Consider the following 17,230-nt stretch of genomic DNA (forward strand, 5'->3'; position numbering starts at 1 on the left):
CCTCAGTGATTATCAGCCAGATCCCCACAAATAGCGAGATAAAAGGGGAGGATATGAATGGAACAATATAAATTAGTTTTAGAAGGGCCTAAACAACTGAAGTGGCAAACGGGTGAAATTAGGCCATTACAGGATGATGAAATTATCGTTAAAACAGTTGCAGGTGCAATAAGTATTGGAGCAGAGTTACCACAGTATAAAGAATCGGACATTTCAGATGTTGATCCTTTATATCCGAGAGAAACTGGATATGAAAGTTATGGTGAAGTTATTCAAGTTGGTAATAAAGTAACAAATTTAAACGTAGGCGATAAAGTAGTTTCTTTTTATGGGCATCAATCGATAGGAATAGTTAAGGGGCATAAAGTAATTCGAGTACCTAGTTATATAAAACCTAAAGTTGCCTTATTATCCATTCTTTCATGTGATGCTGCTAAAGGAGTATTAAAACTAAACCCGCGACAAGATAAAAAAGTACTTATAACTGGAATGGGAGTTATGGGGTTACTCGCTTGTTATTTCTTAAAATACTATGTAGGTGTGGATCATGTGGATGTTGTTGAACCTAATAGAAATAGAAGAGAATTTGCAAAGAAATTTGGTGCGAAAAACATATATGATTCAGAAGAGCAAATAATAGAAACATATAATTACGGTTTTGAATGTTCAGCTACAAATAGCGGATTTCGTACATTGCAAAAGGCCCTTAATAATAATGGTGTAATATGTATACTTTCTGATGGTAATAAAGAAGAACTAGCATTAACCGCCGACTTTTATCGGAAAGAATTGCAAATCATTGGGTCAAGTGACGGATATGATTATCAAAAGCATGCAGATTGGCTTTTTAGAAAAATAGAACAAACACCATTTATAGAAGAAGTTTTTGAACATGACATAGATTATACTGCACTCGTACAATGTTTTGAGGAATTGAATCAAGGGATGATTAATCCTTTAAAAGTATACGTTTCATATGAATAATGAAAAAACTAACCAAATATTTGTCACATACTTTATATATGTTTTGTCTCAATTATGATATTCAAAATAAGAAGGAACACATATGCAAATTTTTGTAGCAGGTGCAACTGGTGTAATAGGATGTTCTTTATTGCTAATGTAAATAAGAGAAGGTCATATTGTATTTGCAATGATTAGTAATGAGTCGCAAGTAGAAGCAATAAAGAAAGTTGGTGCTATACCAGTAATAGCCGGGAGAGAAGCTTCAAATAATAAAGCAGATAAAGAGTATGGATGGATACCTTTACATCCTTCATGGTCTGATGAGTGTGTGAAATATCATAAAAATCCTTTAATGGGAATACTAGTAACATTCACAATTAAAGGATTGGACTGTAATGAATATACTTTTTGAAAGCTTTATTTTAATCCTTACTGGAATTATTTTTTTGAAATTGACAGGTAGTAAATCTGTTAGCCAAATGACGAGAGCTGAAATTATTATTGTTGTTTCTATAGGTCGTATTATTGTAGAACCTATATTAAGTAGGAAAGTAGTCCCATCTATTTTTACTGCGTTTATTTTTGCGAGTGTTTTACTTATCATTCATTTTTTTGAATTGAAATCACGAAAAATAGAAAAGTTTCTAAATGGAACTAGCATTATTGTTATAGAAAACGGGGAGATTTTAAAAAAGAATTTATTACGTGCAAAAATGTCAGAACAACAATTATTTATGCATCTGAGAGAAAAAGGTATACATGAAATCAAGAATTTACAACAAGCAACTGTAGAAACGAATGGACGGATCGGGTATCAACTAACTACCAAGGCACAACCAGTTACTTTGGAAATGCTAGAAAAGCTTCTAGAGCAATGTAATCTGAAAAAATAGTTTTAGACTGAAAAGCGCTTCTTGTACATAAAGGGACTTTTCGCAAACGTGTAAAAGTCCCTTCAGTAATCCTGAAGGGACTTTCGTGTTATCTAATTTATCAAGGGTGATGACGATCAATATTACGATTAACAACATTAAAGTTCATAAAAATAAACAGAATGAATAATTGACAAAAAATGAGAATAGTAGTAATCTAACGTAAAACATACGCTACCGTATTTTATTGGAGAGATAATATGCAATTAACGAGGGAAGACTGGATAAAAGTAGGATTACAACAATTAGCTAATGAAGGTATACATAAAGTTCGCATTGAAGCACTTGCTCGATTGCTAAAAATAAGCAAAGGAAGCTTCTATCACTATTTTCGTGACCATCAAGAGCTTTTAGATTCTATGCTCGACTTTTGGGAAGTACATGCAACAAGGCTGATTGTTCAAAGTATGGAGCAACAGGATGCCTCTTTAGAACAGCTATTACAGATTAGTTTTAATCGAGATAAAAAAATTGAGAATGGTATTTATGCTTGGGCTAAATATGATCCTGTTGTGGCAACACGTTTAGTAGATATAGAAGAACAAAGAATTTCTTGTGTTGCAAAATTGTATCAAAAAATGGGCGTAGACGAAACTGAATCAATTGATCGAGCGAGACTTGCCTATTTAACGTATGTAGGATGGATGACAAGGTTTGAAGCAAATCCTAATTTTGATATTGATAAAATGGTTGAGCTTTTCACTTCTTTCAGCGGGTGTCCAAACATCCACTGAAAGAAGTGAAAGCCTCCGGCGGATGTCACAGAATTATGCTGAGGCATAATTGATTATTCGATAATAAATGTCCCTAATATGGTTATAAAACCTGAAGGGACAAAATTTTCACTGTAACATACGGTAGTGTATGTTATCTTTGAAGTTACGAAATTGGGGGCGAATAAATGAAATTACTATTAATAGTAGTAGCTGTGGGGCTTCTGTGGTTTATCAGTTTTTTGCATATTTATTGGGCTTTTGGAGGTCGATGGGGTTCTGCTGCTGTTATCCCAGTAAAAGAGGGAGAACATAAGCCTGCTTTTACTCCGAGAATACGGGGAACATTATTCGTAGCCATTCTTATTCTATTAGCTAGTGTCATTATTGTTGTTCAAGTAGGTTATTTGCAGGGGTTCGAAGCAAATAGTTTATCTAAAATCGGAAGTATTGTCTGTGCTTTAGTTTTCATTGTTAGGGCAATTGGTGATTTTAAGTTTGTTGGATTTTTCAAAAAAATTAAACATTCTCAGTTTGCTAGATATGACACTTGGTTCTATAGTCCATTATGTTTATTCTTTGGTTTTGTCTATATCATGTTGTTGTTTTAATAAGTATAATGAATCCCCTATAAAATAAATTTCATGCAGGAAGAAAACACCTCTTATTGAACAAGTAGTAATAAAAAGAAGTTTGAGCATAGCAATAGAGCAATACAGGTTCTGGTGACAGCAAAGTCCGCTATGATTAGTCATTTGTGTTTAAAAAGAGGATAGATAGGGCGAATTTATTCAAGCTCTTCTATCCTTTTAATTTTTATACATATAAAATGCATGACATTAGATAAGAATTCACTATTAATAATAGGTTCAGCTTATATCTTGACTTTTAATAAAATTTTAAAGTGTTGGTTTTTTATTGTGTGAATAAGAGGTTAGTTGTTGTTTTAGAGTTTAAATCATTGATTTAAACTTGGCAATTGTATCATGTAATCTTTCTAATCCAATCAACATATCTTTTTCATTTAACATTGAATAACTAATTCGCAAATGATTATATTGATTTTCATGGTTTATCAGACAAGCTGTGCCGGGTAAAAAAGAAACATCTACTTCATTCGCTTTTTGTAATAATGTAAAAGGATCGATTGACTGAGGGAGTGTAACCCATAAGTTAAATCCTCCATTAGGTATTTCAAATTCTAATTCTTTTAATGGAGATAATACATCAATTGTTAAATCGCGTCTAATTTGTAAAGCAGTCCGTAATTTTTCTAAATGATTTTTCATTCGTTCCGCGCGTAAAAAAGGAAGTAGTGCTTTTTGTGTCAATAAGGGACTACCAATATCCATCGAAGCCTTAACGGCGTATAACCATTCAAAGATAGGACCTTCAGCTGCAAGTGCCGCGATGCGAAGACCTGGTGCTAACGTTTTACTAAATCCTTTTAAATATATAACATGACCATTTGTATCAAAGCTTTTTATTGGAGGGGGAATTTTAAAATCCTCAAAATATATCTCTCCGAAAGAATCATCCTCTAAAATGAAAAATTGATAAAGCTCTGCTAGTTCTACAAGTTCCATTCTTCTTTCTTTACTCATTACTGTGCCCGTTGGATTCTGAAAAGTAGGATTCACATATAACAAAACAGGATTCTTTCTTTGACAAATATCATCGATTAAATCTGAGCGAATGCCGTTGTTATCAAGACTAACAGGGATAATTTGAACTCCTTTATTAACAAATACATCAAGCGCCGCTCCGTAACACGGACTTTCTACTAACACTATGTCTCCAGGTTTTAATAATGTTTGGGCGATTAAATCAATTCCTTGCTGGGCACCACTTGTAATTAATAATTGAGGTGGATCTGTAACTACTTGTTGGTGTTCTTTTAAGTAGTTTGTTATTTCCACTCTAAGTTCTTTGTCACCTTGAACAGGTCCATATGTTGCCAGTATCATTTGATCCTTATTAAGTAATTTGTGCATTTCATCTGAAAGAAACGGATTTGGTAATAAACGTGGATAAAGGACAGCCTGTGAAAAATCAAAATATTTACGATGTTGGTTCATTACATATTGAGAACGCATAACATTAATGGATTTCGTTTGTTGCCATTGATATGGAATTGGTTTGAAATCTTTGTTCACACGTTTATGTATATAGGCACCTTTTCCTTGTTCAATTCGTATATAACCTTTCGTTTCTAACTGTTTATAAGCTTTACGAACAGTTAATAAACTAATTTGCAAATCATCGGCCATAGCACGTAAAGAAGGGAGGTAATCGCCATGTGAAAGCATCCCGCTTTGAATTCTCTCAACAATTTGCATATATATTTGTTGGTAATATGGTATGTTGGATTCTTTACGTAGTACTATCTTCATAGAATCACCTGTTTTTCTTTTTAATTTAATTAAAGCGAAAAACATCCTGACAATCAACTATATTTTTATTCAACTGTTATATGCGTGGATACACTGTTATACACCATATCCTCTATACTCATTTCAAGAGTAAAAAGGAGGAAGGAAAATGGTCATTTTAAATTATATTTTAGTATGTATTATTTTTGGAACGACATTTTTAACGATAAAAATTGGAATAGAAGCGGGGGCACCACCATTATTTTCAGCTGGAATTCGTTTCTTTTTGGCGGGCCTTATTCTCATTATTATTTTTAAATTAAAGCGAAAGGATATTATGCCTTACTTATTATCGAAACGTATTATATATGCTGGTTTTTGTTTAACATTTATGACATTCGCGACTCTTTACTGGGCTGAACAATATATTTCTTCTGGATTAGCTGCAGTTCTATCTGCAACAGCCCCAATGATGATTTTGCTATTACAATCAAAGAGAAATAAAACAAAATTGCAAAAAGAACAACTTGTTGCTTTAGTTATAGCACTTACAGGAGTTTTGTTTATATCTTTACCTGGCATGCATCAAGAACTTACTTTCATATGGAGTATTGCATGCCTTGTTATATTAGTAGGAGAGTTGTTTTATGGAATAGGTTCTATTCGTTCTAAAGAGATACTTTCAGATTTACCTAACGTATCACCATTTCTCATTAACGGCATTCAAATGTTTTATGGAGGAGTTTTGCTATTAATTGTATCTGTTGTAATGGAACAGCCGAATTTAGCTGTATTAACATCTTGGAATGTACAATGGCCAATTTTATATCTTATATTTGTAGGATCTATCGGTGGGCACGGTTTATATTATTGGCTCTTATCAAAAACAAATCCAATATTTCCATCAACATGGTTGTATGTATCTCCATTAATCGCTGTTATTGTAGGTTATTTTGTATTAGGAGAACCATTAAATCCTGCAATGGGAATTGGAGCTTGTTTAATCTTGATTGGTGTATTTTTAGCGAATCGTACTACACTTGGAGTTTATTTTAAGCAAGGAAGGTTGTTAAAAAAAGAGATGTAGTTAAAGCTTAATGATGTGGAAAACAGCGGGAAACGTATTCAAAATTCAGAAGAAAAAATAGTTAATTTGAAGAAAATGATTAACACATTAGAATACAGATTAGAGATAGTAAAATCAAAAACACAGTTGGAGAAATAACCAACTGTGTTTTAATATAGGGTGTATTTAATTTTACACTTAACTAAATCGATCGCATAATGTTTGGTGGATAAGTGTTATTTTTTTATTACGGTATTGCCCATCGCGATAGAAATTCGATTCCAATTGTTTATTTGATTAATGATTAACACAAGGTCAACATATTGTTTTTCGTCAAAGTGTTCACGTACTCGGTTATATAGATTTTCAGGAACTCTTTTAGTAGGAATGAGAGTAATATGCTCCGATAGTTCCAAAGCAACTTTTTCTTCAGGAGTATAAAAATCGCAATCATCCCAAGCGCTTAAGCAGTAAATTCTTTGCTCGGCTTCACCCAATTTTCGGGCGTCAGAAGTATGCATATCAATACAATAAGCACAACCATTAATTTGAGATACTCTAATTTTTATAAGCTCTCTAACAGCTCGATTAATTGAAGATTTCTTCGTGTATTTCTCCATATCCATCATAATTTTCATACCATCAGGCGAAATATCATAATAAGACATTCTTTGACTCATAAGACAAAACCTCCGTTATTATAAGTTTTTATAATAAAAACACACTAGGTCGCTATTGTGACTTCTAGTGTGTTTTTGTAATTAATTCACTTTTTTTATAAAACCTTTATAATGACGCTTCACAAGTTGACTTTCTAACGTCTTCATCGTTTCTAATGCAACACCTACGATGATTAGTAAACTTGTACCACCGATTTGAGCAGATGGTGGTAATGTTGCGATTTTCGTGAATACGAGCGGTAATATTGAAATTGCTCCTAAGAAAATCGCACCGATAAATGTTAAACGGTATAAAATTTTTGTTACATACTGTTCTGTAGATTTACCTGGGCGAATACCCGGGACATATCCGTTTTGCTTTTTCAAATTCTCAGCCATTTGTTCAGGGTTTACTTGAATAAATGCATAGAAGTATGTGAAAGCAACGATAAGACCAACATAAAGCGCCATTCCAAACGGATGTGCAAAATCAAGATTCGCAATTAGCCATTTAGATACGCTCGAGTCAGGGAAGAGCTGCGCAATTGTACGCGGCGTCATTAAAAAGGCTGAAGCAAAGATAACAGGAATTACACCTGCACTATTTACTTTAAGAGGTAAATGAGTATTTTTTGCTCCTTGATATTGATTGTTTCCTGAAACAGCTTTTGCATATTGAATCGGTATTTTTCGAACAGCTTGTTGAATGTAAATAACACCAACAACTATCGCTAAAATTACGAGTCCAATTAAAACCATTTTTATTATGTGCATAAATAACTGATCGCCTGCGTTTTGGAATTGTTGCAAATAAATTTGATTAGCGACATTCGGGATCGCCGCAACAAGTCCTGCGAAGATAATCATTGAGATTCCATTACCAACGCCATTAGCGGTAATTTGTTCACCTAACCAAAGTAAAAATGCAGTACCAGCAGTTAAAACTGTCGCAATAAATAAGTATGTAGTCCAGCTTTGATCTGTAATTAATTGTCCACCTGCTATATTATTAAAACCATAAGACATCCCAATGGATTGTATGAATGCGAGAATGATTGTAAAGTAGCGAGTAAATTGAGCTGATTTCTTACGGCCCATTTCTCCTTGCTTTGCCCATTCTGTAAATTTAGGTACAACGTCCATTTGTAGTAATTGTACAATGATAGAAGCTGTAATATATGGTGTGATACCTACAGCAAAGATTGAGAAGTGTTGCAGTGCTCCTCCGCCAAATACGTTTAGCATACCTAAAACGTTGGCTTGATCTTGTACTTTTAATACCTCTGCGTTAGTATGAGGAACTGGAATAAACGTGCCAATTCGAAAAACAATTAGCATCGCTAGTGTAAAAAGAATTTTGTTTCTTATCTCAGCTACTCTCATGAAATTTGAAATCGTACGAAACATTATGTCGCCTCCTATATTTTTACAGTTCAAAACTGATTATTATATCCCGATGAAGTAACCACAAACCTCCTTCCGCATTAAATTCATTTGACAAATGGAATTTTATACATTTTGTAGTTTTCACGGATATAAAAATATAAGGTGTTTATACAAGCGATTTATTAACTTTTCGTAATCATTCAATACCCATAATATAACTAATAAATTAACAAATGTACATACATAAGCATTAAAAATGAATGAATAGAGTGATTTTTTACATATATTTAATGCTAGATTGATAATTAGGAACGTTTTATGTAGTTATATTGAAAGGATTCCGTGGAAAGTATTATGATATAGCTGTAGCACATAATAACCTCAAGGAAATCTTCAAGGATGTTGAGAGAACTCATACATTTCAGCATGAATTAGAGAACCTACTAAAGAAAGAAAAGATTGGATTGGAATAATAGTGAAGGAAAATCTTTTTTCCATAGAGAATATTTCTAGCGTAGGAATTTAAGTATGTAGGTTCTAGCGAAAGGAGAATTCACATGAATACATTTGTAAATGACAAGTTTTATGAAACTAGAAATCAATTATTTGAGGAAATTAATTTGTTAAGTGATGCTCAATTTAATAGGAAACCAGATAAGGATAAATGGAGTATAGCACAAGTTTGTCATCACTTAGTTTTATTAGATGAGAGAGTTATAACAGTTATTTCATCGGGATTAAAAAAGATGGATAGTATCTTAAATGAGCGTAAAGAAATTCACACTATTTTATTAGATAGATCGATAAAATTTATAGCCCCAGAAATGATTGAACCAAGTATAGAACCATTTGAAGTGCAGCAAATGGTTGATTTGTTAAACGACTCTAGAAAAGAATTGATGCGTTTCCTGAGTACAATAGAAGATGAATCTATATTAGCGAAAAAATCAGTGACACATCCAGCTCTTGGAGAATTACTTCTTGATCAGTGGATAGAACTGATCTATTTGCATGAACAGCGTCATATAGAACAAATTAAAGAGATAAAATTGCTTTGTGGAGTTGAACAGTAAAAATCATTATCTATTTATTGAGCGATTTGGGATAGCATCAAGGATTCGAGTGATAAAATACAAGTCCTGATTAAAATTATGATGAATTTAGTTGAAAGCAACCAATAAGCAGAAAAAAATACGAAACTAGCAGATTTTACTCCTGAAGAGGAAACGAACATTTGAAAAAAATCTGAATCCGATTTGCTGTATAAGTGTAACCCCGTCTTAAATGAAGAGCGGGGTTATTATTTTTGGAAGTGATCTCAGCATTTTCATATAGAAGGAAAAAATTAGAAATAAAATCCGAAAATGAGTTGTATGTCCAAAATTTTGAAAGTACGTATACATCTACCGTGGGTTTAGCGCTCTTCACACGTTGGAGGAAGAAGTATTTTATTAGAAAACGATAAAATACTATTCTGTTAGGGGATATATGCATTTTATTCTCTATATTTTCACAGCAAAACCACCTCCAAAATTATCTTTTGTAGTTGAATTTCTCTGAATAATAAGTTACATTTTTAAAGTTCAAGCAACTTTATGACAGTACAAAAAGGGGAGAAATATTGTTATTATGCAAAAAATGAAATGGAAGAACTATGTATGCAATTTTATTATTCTTATGCTTCTTGTAACAGCAGTAACAGTCAAACCAGCTATTTCTAAGGCTGAGGAATCTAATGTTAATATTACATTGTTAGGTACTGCAGATATTCATGGTAGATTTATGCCTTGGGATTATGCGCTTGATGGAGCAAATATGAGTGGAAGTTTGACGCAGCTTTATACGGTTATAAAGAAGGTACGTCAAGAAAATCCAAATACCATATTAGTAGATGCCGGGGATACAATTCAAGGAAACTCAGTAGAATTATTCAACGATAAGCCACAATCGCCAATGATGGTAGCAATGAATACAATGGGATATGACGCCTGGGCATTTGGAAATCATGAATTCAACTTTGGATTAGATACATTGAAAAAAGTTAGTGAGCAATACAAGGGAAAGACGTTAGCAGGAAATATTTACAAGGAAAATGGAGAGCGTTTTCTTCCTGCATATACGATTGTTGAAAAAGGTGGAATTAAAGTCGGGATTATTGGTATGAATACACCAATGATTAGTGATTTTGAAAAAGGGACAGATCATTTGGATGGTTTAGTAGTGAAAAATCCAGTAGAAGAGACAAAAAAGGCTATTAAAGAATTAGAAGATAAAGTAGATGTAATGGTAGGGGTTATGCATATGGGACTAGAAAATGAGAATGGAATCCCAGGTACTGGTGTTCAAGATATTGCGAATGCTTGTCCGGAACTAAGCGCTATTTTTGCAGCTCATATGCATAAACTTGTAAAAAAAGAAGTTGTAAATGGCGTAATTATTACAGAACCAGATAAATACGGAACGCATATTTCACGTATTGACCTTACTTTTACAAAGCAAGATGGGAAGCTTGTTTTAAAAGATAAAACAGCTACCGCTATACCTGTAAAAAATGCTGATGGAACTACAGTATTATCTGATTCTACACTTGAAGAAACACTAACACCTTTTCATGAGTATGCGAGAGGAGATGCAAATGTTGTAGTCGCCCAATTAAAGGGTAGAAACCTTGTTCCTGAAAATGAAATAAAGGGTATTCCAAGTGTGCAGATTCAAGAGACACCTTTATCAGATTTCTTTCATGAAGTCATGCTCCATTACAGTAAGGCGGATGTAGTAGCCCATCAAATTGATAATGATTATGCCCGTTTGGATATAGGTCCTATAAAGAAGAAAGATATTGCTTATAATTATCAATATGCTTTGGGAGAAATTACAGTATATAAGATAACTGGAAAAGATTTAAAAGATTATATGGAATGGGCAGCAGGATATTTTAACTCATCTCGTGCCGGAGATGTAACAGTTAGCTTTGATAAAAATCGTCGTGCGTCTAAATACAGTACGAACGATTTCTTTGGAGGCGTAAAATACGAAATTGACTTAACAAAACCATATGGTAGTAAAATTACAAATTTACGCTCTATTCGTACAAATAAACCAATCAAAATGAGCGATGTTATGACGCTAGGAATGAATGCGTATAGAATGGAGGCCCTTCAGGCAAAAGGGGGAGCTTTAGAGGGACGTAAATTTGAACAAACTTGGTCATCTAAACAAGAGAATGCATTCGGAGAAACAGGTGGAACCATTCGTAACCTTGCTATTACATATTTAAAAGAGGTAAAGAACGGTGTATACACGCCAAAAGTTATGCATAATTGGAAAATTATTGGTGTAGATACACATTCTTCAGAGCATAAGGCTGTAGTTGATCTTGTAAATAAAGGGATTTTAGAAATCCCAAAAACAGAAGATGGAAAATATACAAATATAGCATCTATAAATACTAAAGATTCAATTACAAAAGAAGAGATTGTAGCACTCTCACGAAAAGCTAATATTAATCCAAATCAGTTTAATCATGTAAAAAGAAAAGGTGAATTTTACAAAAAACTTAGTAGGATAATTAAATAAATATAAAAAAGATGGCTCTCGTGCAAAAAACTATTAAACTTGGACATACCATTATCCTAAAAAAGTTTGTGATTGGTATGGAAATATAGAGAATCATCGGTAAAAAACCCCCTGAATCGCTTTGAAAATTCAGGGGGTTTTTCATTTGAATAATTATTGTTTCATTTCTCACTATGTATATTTATAATATGCTTTAAAAGAACATACCTTAAGTTAATAACATGCAATAGATATGTCCTTTTCTATATTTAAATGGGGAGACAAATTTATCTTTGAAAGATATTTTTGACAAGATGAAACTCATATAAGACTTCAGCAGTCTCAAAACGTTACAATCCATGCAGGTATAGACATAAATAACAAAATTATATTGAAAAATCTAACTTGTATATGCGTTGCCTCACCTCACTAAAGTATTTGACTACAATTCTTAAAATAGTAAAGAGTGGTTTTTTATGTTGTTAATAAGATATAAGTGTACTTTGATTAGAATGAATATAGATAATTAACGACTAACCAATTGGATGAGCACCTAAAAGGGCTCATTTTTTATTTTATCGACCACATATATGTAATTTTGCATAATATTACATAAATTTTGTATTTTCTCTTTTTTTCGACATAAATAGACAGTATACTTTGTACAAGCTTTCTATTTCAAAAATTATACGAGGTGAAAAAATGAAAAACACAAAGACATTAACTAAGGTAGCATTAACAACAGGATTAGCTTTAACAGCTGTGGCACCATATGGAATAGGTCATGCAGAGGAAACAGATCAACTACAAGTTCAAATTCAGGAGGATTCATTCCGTTCGGGTGAACTTACACAACCGTCACAAAAAGCACCAGAAAATGTAGTAAAGGATGCACTTAAGGAGAAAGCTGAACAAGCTCTTTCTCCAAATCAAGTCAATGGAGAAACAGGAGTAGATTATAAAGTTCTTCAAAAACGTGGTTCGTATGATGGAACAACACTTGTGCGTATGCAGCAAACATACGAAGGAAAAGAAGTATATGGCCATCAATTAACTGCACACGTAGATAATAAGGGTGTTATTAAAAGTGTTTCAGGCGATAGCGCGCAAAATTTAAAACAAGAAGAATTGAAAAAACCTATTAATCTATCAAAAGATGGAGCGAAACAATATATTTATACGAAGTACGGGAACGATATCAAGTTTATTTCTGAGCCAGAAGTTAAGGAAGTTATTTTTGTTGATGAAAATAATGGACAAGCTAGCAATGCATACCAAGTTACCTTTGAAGCGGCAACACCAAACTATGTTTCCGGAACTTATTTAGTAAATGCACAAAATGGTGATATGTTAAAAAATATGGTACAAGAATCTAACTTAAAAGCAAGTGAAAAACTAGTTGGAGCTTTAAAGGAAAGTAAAAAAAGCAGTCTTACATCATTAACTGGAACAGGAAAAGATGATTTAGGTATATCTCGTTCATTTGGTATTTCTAAACAAAGTAATGGCAAATATGCACTTGCTGATTATACAAGAGGGCAAGGAATTGAAACATATGATGTGAATTACAGAGATATTACTAAAGAAGAAAGCTATTATCCTGGTACACTAGCAACCAGCACTTCAACAACATTTAACGATTCAAAAGCAGTAAGTGCTCATTACTTAGCAACAAAGGTATTTGATTTTTATAAAGATAAATATAAGCGTAATAGTTTTGATAATAAGGGACAAAAGGTAGTTTCAGTTGTACATGCTTGGGATTCTGAAGATACGAACGATCCGAAAAATTGGCAAAATGCATTAAGTGCTAATAATGGAAGTATGCTTGTATATGGCGATCCTATTGTCAAGGCATATGACGTAGCTGGACATGAATTTACACATGCTGTTACTTCTAGCGAATCTAATCTTGAATATTACGGTGAATCTGGTGCGATTAATGAGGCGCTATCTGATATTATGGGAACATCTATTGAGAAATACGTAAATAATGGAAGCTTTAACTGGACAATGGGCGAACAAACTGGATCTGTTTTCCGTGATATGGAAAACCCAGCTTCTGTTCCATCTTCACTTGGAGTACCGTATCCAGATGATTACAGTGAATTTAACGATTTTAATGGATGGGATCAAGGTGGCGTTCATTTTAATTCAAGTATTATTAATAAAGTTGCGTATCTCATTGCAAAAGGCGGAACTCATAACGGAGTAACTGTTAAAGGAATTGGTGAAGATAAAATGTTTGATATTTTCTATTATGCAAATACAGATGAGTTAAACATGACATCTAATTTCAAAGAATTGAAATCAGCATGTATTCGAGTGGCAACTAATAAATATGGGGCGAATACAGCTGAAGTTCAAGCAGTGCAAAAAGCATTTGATGCAGCAAAAATTAAGTAAGTTAGAAATATAGTTTTTATTCATATCTTAATACATTATAAAAAACAGCTAATATCATATTAAGATATTAGCTGTTTTTTTACGTGGCAATGTATTAGTGAAAATAAAATTACTAAGCAATAATCAGGCATCTATCTTCAATAAGTTACGACAAATATATAAGATTTCAAGGATATAAAAACAGAAAATTAATAATATATTGACCTCTTAATAGTAAGTGCTATAAAATGAAAGCGATAACAAACGATTGCTTTAAAATGATTTCCCTGATCTTTTAGTATTTACAACTATATGAAGGAAAAAAATCTATTTTTTTAAGCATTAATGCAAACGTTTTCGTATTAAAAGATCATTGAAATACATACGTGAAAATAGTCAATATGGGGGTGAAGTAAAAGAGATTTCTACATTAATTTAAGCAGTGTAATTTAGTATGAGCATAATAAATAGCTCGTACTATTTAAAGAAAGGGTGTATGTGGTGCAAATTACAAAAAAATTAATTAACAAATCGTTTTTATTACTTACCATAATCGTTATGTTATCATCTGTTTTCTCTTTTCAGAGTGTGAAGGCAGTTTCAAATTCGAAAACAACTGAAGTTATCATTCATTACAAAGAGAAATCTGGAAATACAAAAGACTGGAATCTTTGGGTATGGGGAGAAAATGCAAACGGTAAATCTTATGAATTTACTGGTGAAGATGAATTTGGAAAATACGCTAAGATAAAAATAGATGGTGACTATAATCGTGTAGGGTTTATAGTTCGTACCAATGAATGGGAAAAAGATGGAGGTGATCACTGGGTTGAAAATATAAGGGATGGTCGTGCTGAAGTATGGATCCTTTCGGGTGATGAAAAAGTATATGATTCTAAGCCTTCTTCTGATCTCTCTATTCAAAAAGCTACTATTGATAGTTTTAATGAAATCACTATAAATACTAATATTCCGTTTAATAGTAAGGAACAGAAAATTGAAATTGAAGGCGTTAAAATTAAGGGAATTAGTCCTTATGATAAAAATAGTGGAGATATTACTAATAAGGTTAAAATAATTACGGAACAGAAAATTGATTTAAAACAAACATACAAAGTTAAAATAGCAAACTTAGCTGATGCGAATACTGAAATCGGTAAAGTCATTCGTAGCGAGGAATTTGATAATTTATTTTATTATGGTGGTAATGATTTAGGGAATATATATACTCCGCAACATACAAAGTTCCGTTTATGGGCTCCTACTGCGAGTGAAGCGAAGTTAGTTACATATAAAAAATGGAGCGATAAAATAGGTACTGAAATAAACATGCAGCAAGGTGAAAAGGGAACTTGGAAAGCAGAACTTAAAGGGAACCAAAAAGGTCTCTTTTATACGTATAAGGTGAAAATTGGGGATAAGTGGACTGAAGCGGTTGATCCGTATGTGCGTGCTGCTTCTGTAAATGGAGATAAAGGTGCGGTTGTTGATTTAGAAGAAACAAATCCGAAAAAATGGAAAGCAAATAAAAAGCCAAAATTTAAAAATCCGGAAGATGCTATTATTTATGAATTGCATGTACGCGATCTTTCCATTCAACCTGAAAGTGGTATTAAGCAAAAAGGAAAATATTTAGGTGTAACAGAAAAAGGAACAAAAGGGCCTGAAGGTGTAAAAACAGGACTTGATCATATGAAAGATCTTGGTGTTACTCACGTTCAGTTTTTACCGATATTTGATTATGCTTCAGTAAATGAAGAGAATTTAAATGAACCACAATATAACTGGGGATATGACCCGGAAAATTTCAACGTCCCAGAGGGCTCCTATTCTACAAATCCTTTTGAGCCAACTGTTCGAATAACTGAATTAAAGCAAATGATTCAAACATTGCATGATAATAATCTTCGTGTTGTGATGGACGTAGTATATAACCATATGTATAATGCCGCTGAATCAAATTTTCATAAGTTAGTTCCAGGTTACTATTATCGTTATAATGAAGACGGAACATTAGCAAATGGAACTGGAGTAGGGAATGATACCGCTTCAGAACGAAAGATGATGAGAAAATTTATGGTAGATTCCGTCACATACTGGGCAAAAGAATACAATTTAGATGGGTTCCGTTTTGATTTAATGGGTATTCATGATTATGAAACGATGAATGAGATACGTAAAGCTGTTAATCAAATTGATCCTTCTATTATTCTACATGGAGAAGGCTGGGATTTAAATACACCTCTTGCAGCTGAATTGAAAGCAAATCAAAAAAATGCGGAGAAAATGAAAGGGATTGCTCATTTTAACGATAATATTCGTGATGGATTGAAAGGTAGTGTATTTGAGGAGAAAGAAAATGGTTTTGTAAATGGAAAGCAAAACATGGAAGACCGTATTAAAAAAGGCATTACAGCCGGTATTGACTATGATACAAATTCGTCTACTTATCAAGATCCGGAGCAGGTGCTAACTTATGTGGAAGCACATGACAATCATACTTTATGGGATAAACTTGAGTTGACTAATTCAGGTGACAGTGAAGAAATGCGAAAACAAATGCATAAATTATCTTCTTCTATTTTATTAACATCACAAGGTATTCCATTCTTACATGCAGGACAAGAGTTTATGCGCACAAAATATGGTGATCATAATAGTTACAAATCTCCTGATTCTATTAACCAGATGGATTGGTTACGCCGTGCAGCATTTAATAATGAAGTAGAGTATATGAAGGGCTTAATAGATTTACGCAAAAAATACCCAGCTTTTCGTATGACTTCTGCAGAGCAAATTAAAAAGTATGTAGCTTTTATCGATGTTCCCAAAAATGTTGTAGCTTATACAATAGATGGAAAGGGAAGTGGGAATAAAAACGAATACTTTATGGTGGCTCACAATGCAAATAGGGAAGCCGTTGACATAATACTTCCATCGAATGGTCCATGGAAAGTGCTAGTAAACGAGAATCAGGCGGGAAGTAAAACACTTTACGTTGTCCATGACAATAAAATTAAAGTTCCTGCATTAAGTTCACTAGTTTTAAAAACAGAGAAACCGATTAAATAAAAGCAAATAATGTGAAAGTATATACTGAATTAAGCAAATTGAATAGGGATTGCAAATGAAAAAAGCGAAGTGAAGGTTGTTTTCACTTCGCTTTTAAAGTTAAAGTAATATAATTTCACATACT

General features: G+C 33.0%; 13 protein-coding genes. 10 read left to right on the forward strand and 3 right to left on the reverse strand.

What is annotated here, in order from left to right:
* The first annotated feature begins 57 nt into the window (after window positions 1-57).
* The 5 genes from MR066_RS00375 (at window position 58) to MR066_RS00395 (ending at window position 3,222) form a co-directional block, all read left to right on the forward strand.
* On the forward strand, window positions 58-984 hold the full coding sequence (locus MR066_RS00375; protein WP_242245567.1) for a zinc-binding dehydrogenase: 927 nt from the start codon (window positions 58-60) through the stop codon (window positions 982-984).
* A gap of 169 nt (window positions 985-1,153) precedes the next feature.
* A complete protein-coding gene (locus MR066_RS00380) occupies window positions 1,154-1,378 on the forward strand; it encodes a hypothetical protein (RefSeq protein WP_396022267.1) in 225 nt (74 codons plus the stop codon).
* On the forward strand, window positions 1,362-1,859 hold the full coding sequence (locus tag MR066_RS00385) for a DUF421 domain-containing protein (RefSeq protein ID WP_113936431.1): 498 nt from the start codon (window positions 1,362-1,364) through the stop codon (window positions 1,857-1,859). The genes MR066_RS00380 and MR066_RS00385 overlap by 17 nt, the downstream gene beginning before the upstream one ends.
* 239 nt (window positions 1,860-2,098) lie before the next feature.
* Complete coding sequence (locus MR066_RS00390; protein ID WP_242245569.1) at window positions 2,099-2,632, forward strand: TetR/AcrR family transcriptional regulator; 534 nt, start codon at window positions 2,099-2,101, stop codon at window positions 2,630-2,632.
* A gap of 167 nt (window positions 2,633-2,799) precedes the next feature.
* Window positions 2,800-3,222, forward strand: a complete 423-nt coding sequence (locus MR066_RS00395; protein WP_242245571.1) for a DUF3995 domain-containing protein — start codon at window positions 2,800-2,802, stop codon at window positions 3,220-3,222.
* 342 nt (window positions 3,223-3,564) lie between these two features.
* Here MR066_RS00395 and pdxR read toward each other — a convergent pair whose 3' ends face one another.
* Window positions 3,565-5,004, reverse strand: coding sequence for a MocR-like pyridoxine biosynthesis transcription factor PdxR (pdxR, locus tag MR066_RS00400; protein ID WP_242245572.1), 1,440 nt, complete (start codon window positions 5,002-5,004; stop codon window positions 3,565-3,567).
* Between the two features lie 148 nt (window positions 5,005-5,152).
* Between pdxR and MR066_RS00405 the strand changes: the two genes are divergently transcribed.
* Entirely contained in the window at window positions 5,153-6,070 is a 918-nt protein-coding gene (locus MR066_RS00405) for a DMT family transporter (RefSeq protein WP_002085373.1), read from the forward strand.
* A gap of 215 nt (window positions 6,071-6,285) precedes the next feature.
* Here the strand turns inward: MR066_RS00405 and MR066_RS00410 are convergent, their stop codons facing one another.
* Entirely contained in the window at window positions 6,286-6,729 is a 444-nt protein-coding gene (locus tag MR066_RS00410; protein ID WP_193653764.1) for a carboxymuconolactone decarboxylase family protein, read from the reverse strand.
* Between the two features lie 81 nt (window positions 6,730-6,810).
* On the reverse strand, window positions 6,811-8,115 hold the full coding sequence (gene secY / locus MR066_RS00415; RefSeq protein ID WP_002141891.1) for a preprotein translocase subunit SecY: 1,305 nt from the start codon (window positions 8,113-8,115) through the stop codon (window positions 6,811-6,813).
* Between the two features lie 536 nt (window positions 8,116-8,651).
* Between secY and MR066_RS00420 the strand changes: the two genes are divergently transcribed.
* From MR066_RS00420 to pulA, 4 genes are all read left to right on the forward strand, one after another.
* On the forward strand, window positions 8,652-9,167 hold the full coding sequence (locus MR066_RS00420) for a DinB family protein (RefSeq protein ID WP_002141892.1): 516 nt from the start codon (window positions 8,652-8,654) through the stop codon (window positions 9,165-9,167).
* A gap of 556 nt (window positions 9,168-9,723) precedes the next feature.
* Window positions 9,724-11,670: a bifunctional metallophosphatase/5'-nucleotidase gene (locus MR066_RS00425; RefSeq protein WP_242245574.1), complete on the forward strand. Its 1,947-nt coding sequence runs from the start codon at window positions 9,724-9,726 to the stop codon at window positions 11,668-11,670.
* A 681-nt stretch (window positions 11,671-12,351) separates the two neighbouring features.
* The gene (locus tag MR066_RS00430) at window positions 12,352-14,055 is read left to right on the forward strand and encodes a M4 family metallopeptidase (protein ID WP_002141893.1); all 1,704 of its coding nucleotides are present in this window, start codon (window positions 12,352-12,354) and stop codon (window positions 14,053-14,055) included.
* A gap of 480 nt (window positions 14,056-14,535) precedes the next feature.
* Window positions 14,536-17,106 carry a type I pullulanase gene (gene pulA / locus MR066_RS00435; RefSeq protein ID WP_242245576.1) on the forward strand — a complete coding sequence of 857 codons (2,571 nt, stop codon included), beginning with the start codon at window positions 14,536-14,538 and terminating at the stop codon, window positions 17,104-17,106.
* Window positions 17,107-17,230 lie beyond the last annotated feature (124 nt).

Origin of the sequence: Bacillus cereus group sp. BfR-BA-01523, assembly GCF_022662615.1 — a bacterium.
Taxonomy (GTDB): Bacteria; Bacillota; Bacilli; order Bacillales; family Bacillaceae_G; genus Bacillus_A; species Bacillus_A mycoides.

Coding starts and splice junctions, on each gene's coding strand:
- MR066_RS00375 (WP_242245567.1), top strand. CDS start 58: ATGGAACAATATAAATTAGTTTTAGAAGGGCCTAAACAACTGAAGTGG.
- MR066_RS00380 (WP_396022267.1), top strand. CDS start 1,154: ATGATTAGTAATGAGTCGCAAGTAGAAGCAATAAAGAAAGTTGGTGCT.
- MR066_RS00385 (WP_113936431.1), top strand. CDS start 1,362: ATGAATATACTTTTTGAAAGCTTTATTTTAATCCTTACTGGAATTATT.
- MR066_RS00390 (WP_242245569.1), top strand. CDS start 2,099: ATGCAATTAACGAGGGAAGACTGGATAAAAGTAGGATTACAACAATTA.
- MR066_RS00395 (WP_242245571.1), top strand. CDS start 2,800: ATGAAATTACTATTAATAGTAGTAGCTGTGGGGCTTCTGTGGTTTATC.
- pdxR (WP_242245572.1), bottom strand. CDS start 5,004: ATGAAGATAGTACTACGTAAAGAATCCAACATACCATATTACCAACAA.
- MR066_RS00405 (WP_002085373.1), top strand. CDS start 5,153: ATGGTCATTTTAAATTATATTTTAGTATGTATTATTTTTGGAACGACA.
- MR066_RS00410 (WP_193653764.1), bottom strand. CDS start 6,729: ATGAGTCAAAGAATGTCTTATTATGATATTTCGCCTGATGGTATGAAA.
- secY (WP_002141891.1), bottom strand. CDS start 8,115: ATGTTTCGTACGATTTCAAATTTCATGAGAGTAGCTGAGATAAGAAAC.
- MR066_RS00420 (WP_002141892.1), top strand. CDS start 8,652: ATGAATACATTTGTAAATGACAAGTTTTATGAAACTAGAAATCAATTA.
- MR066_RS00425 (WP_242245574.1), top strand. CDS start 9,724: ATGCAAAAAATGAAATGGAAGAACTATGTATGCAATTTTATTATTCTT.
- MR066_RS00430 (WP_002141893.1), top strand. CDS start 12,352: ATGAAAAACACAAAGACATTAACTAAGGTAGCATTAACAACAGGATTA.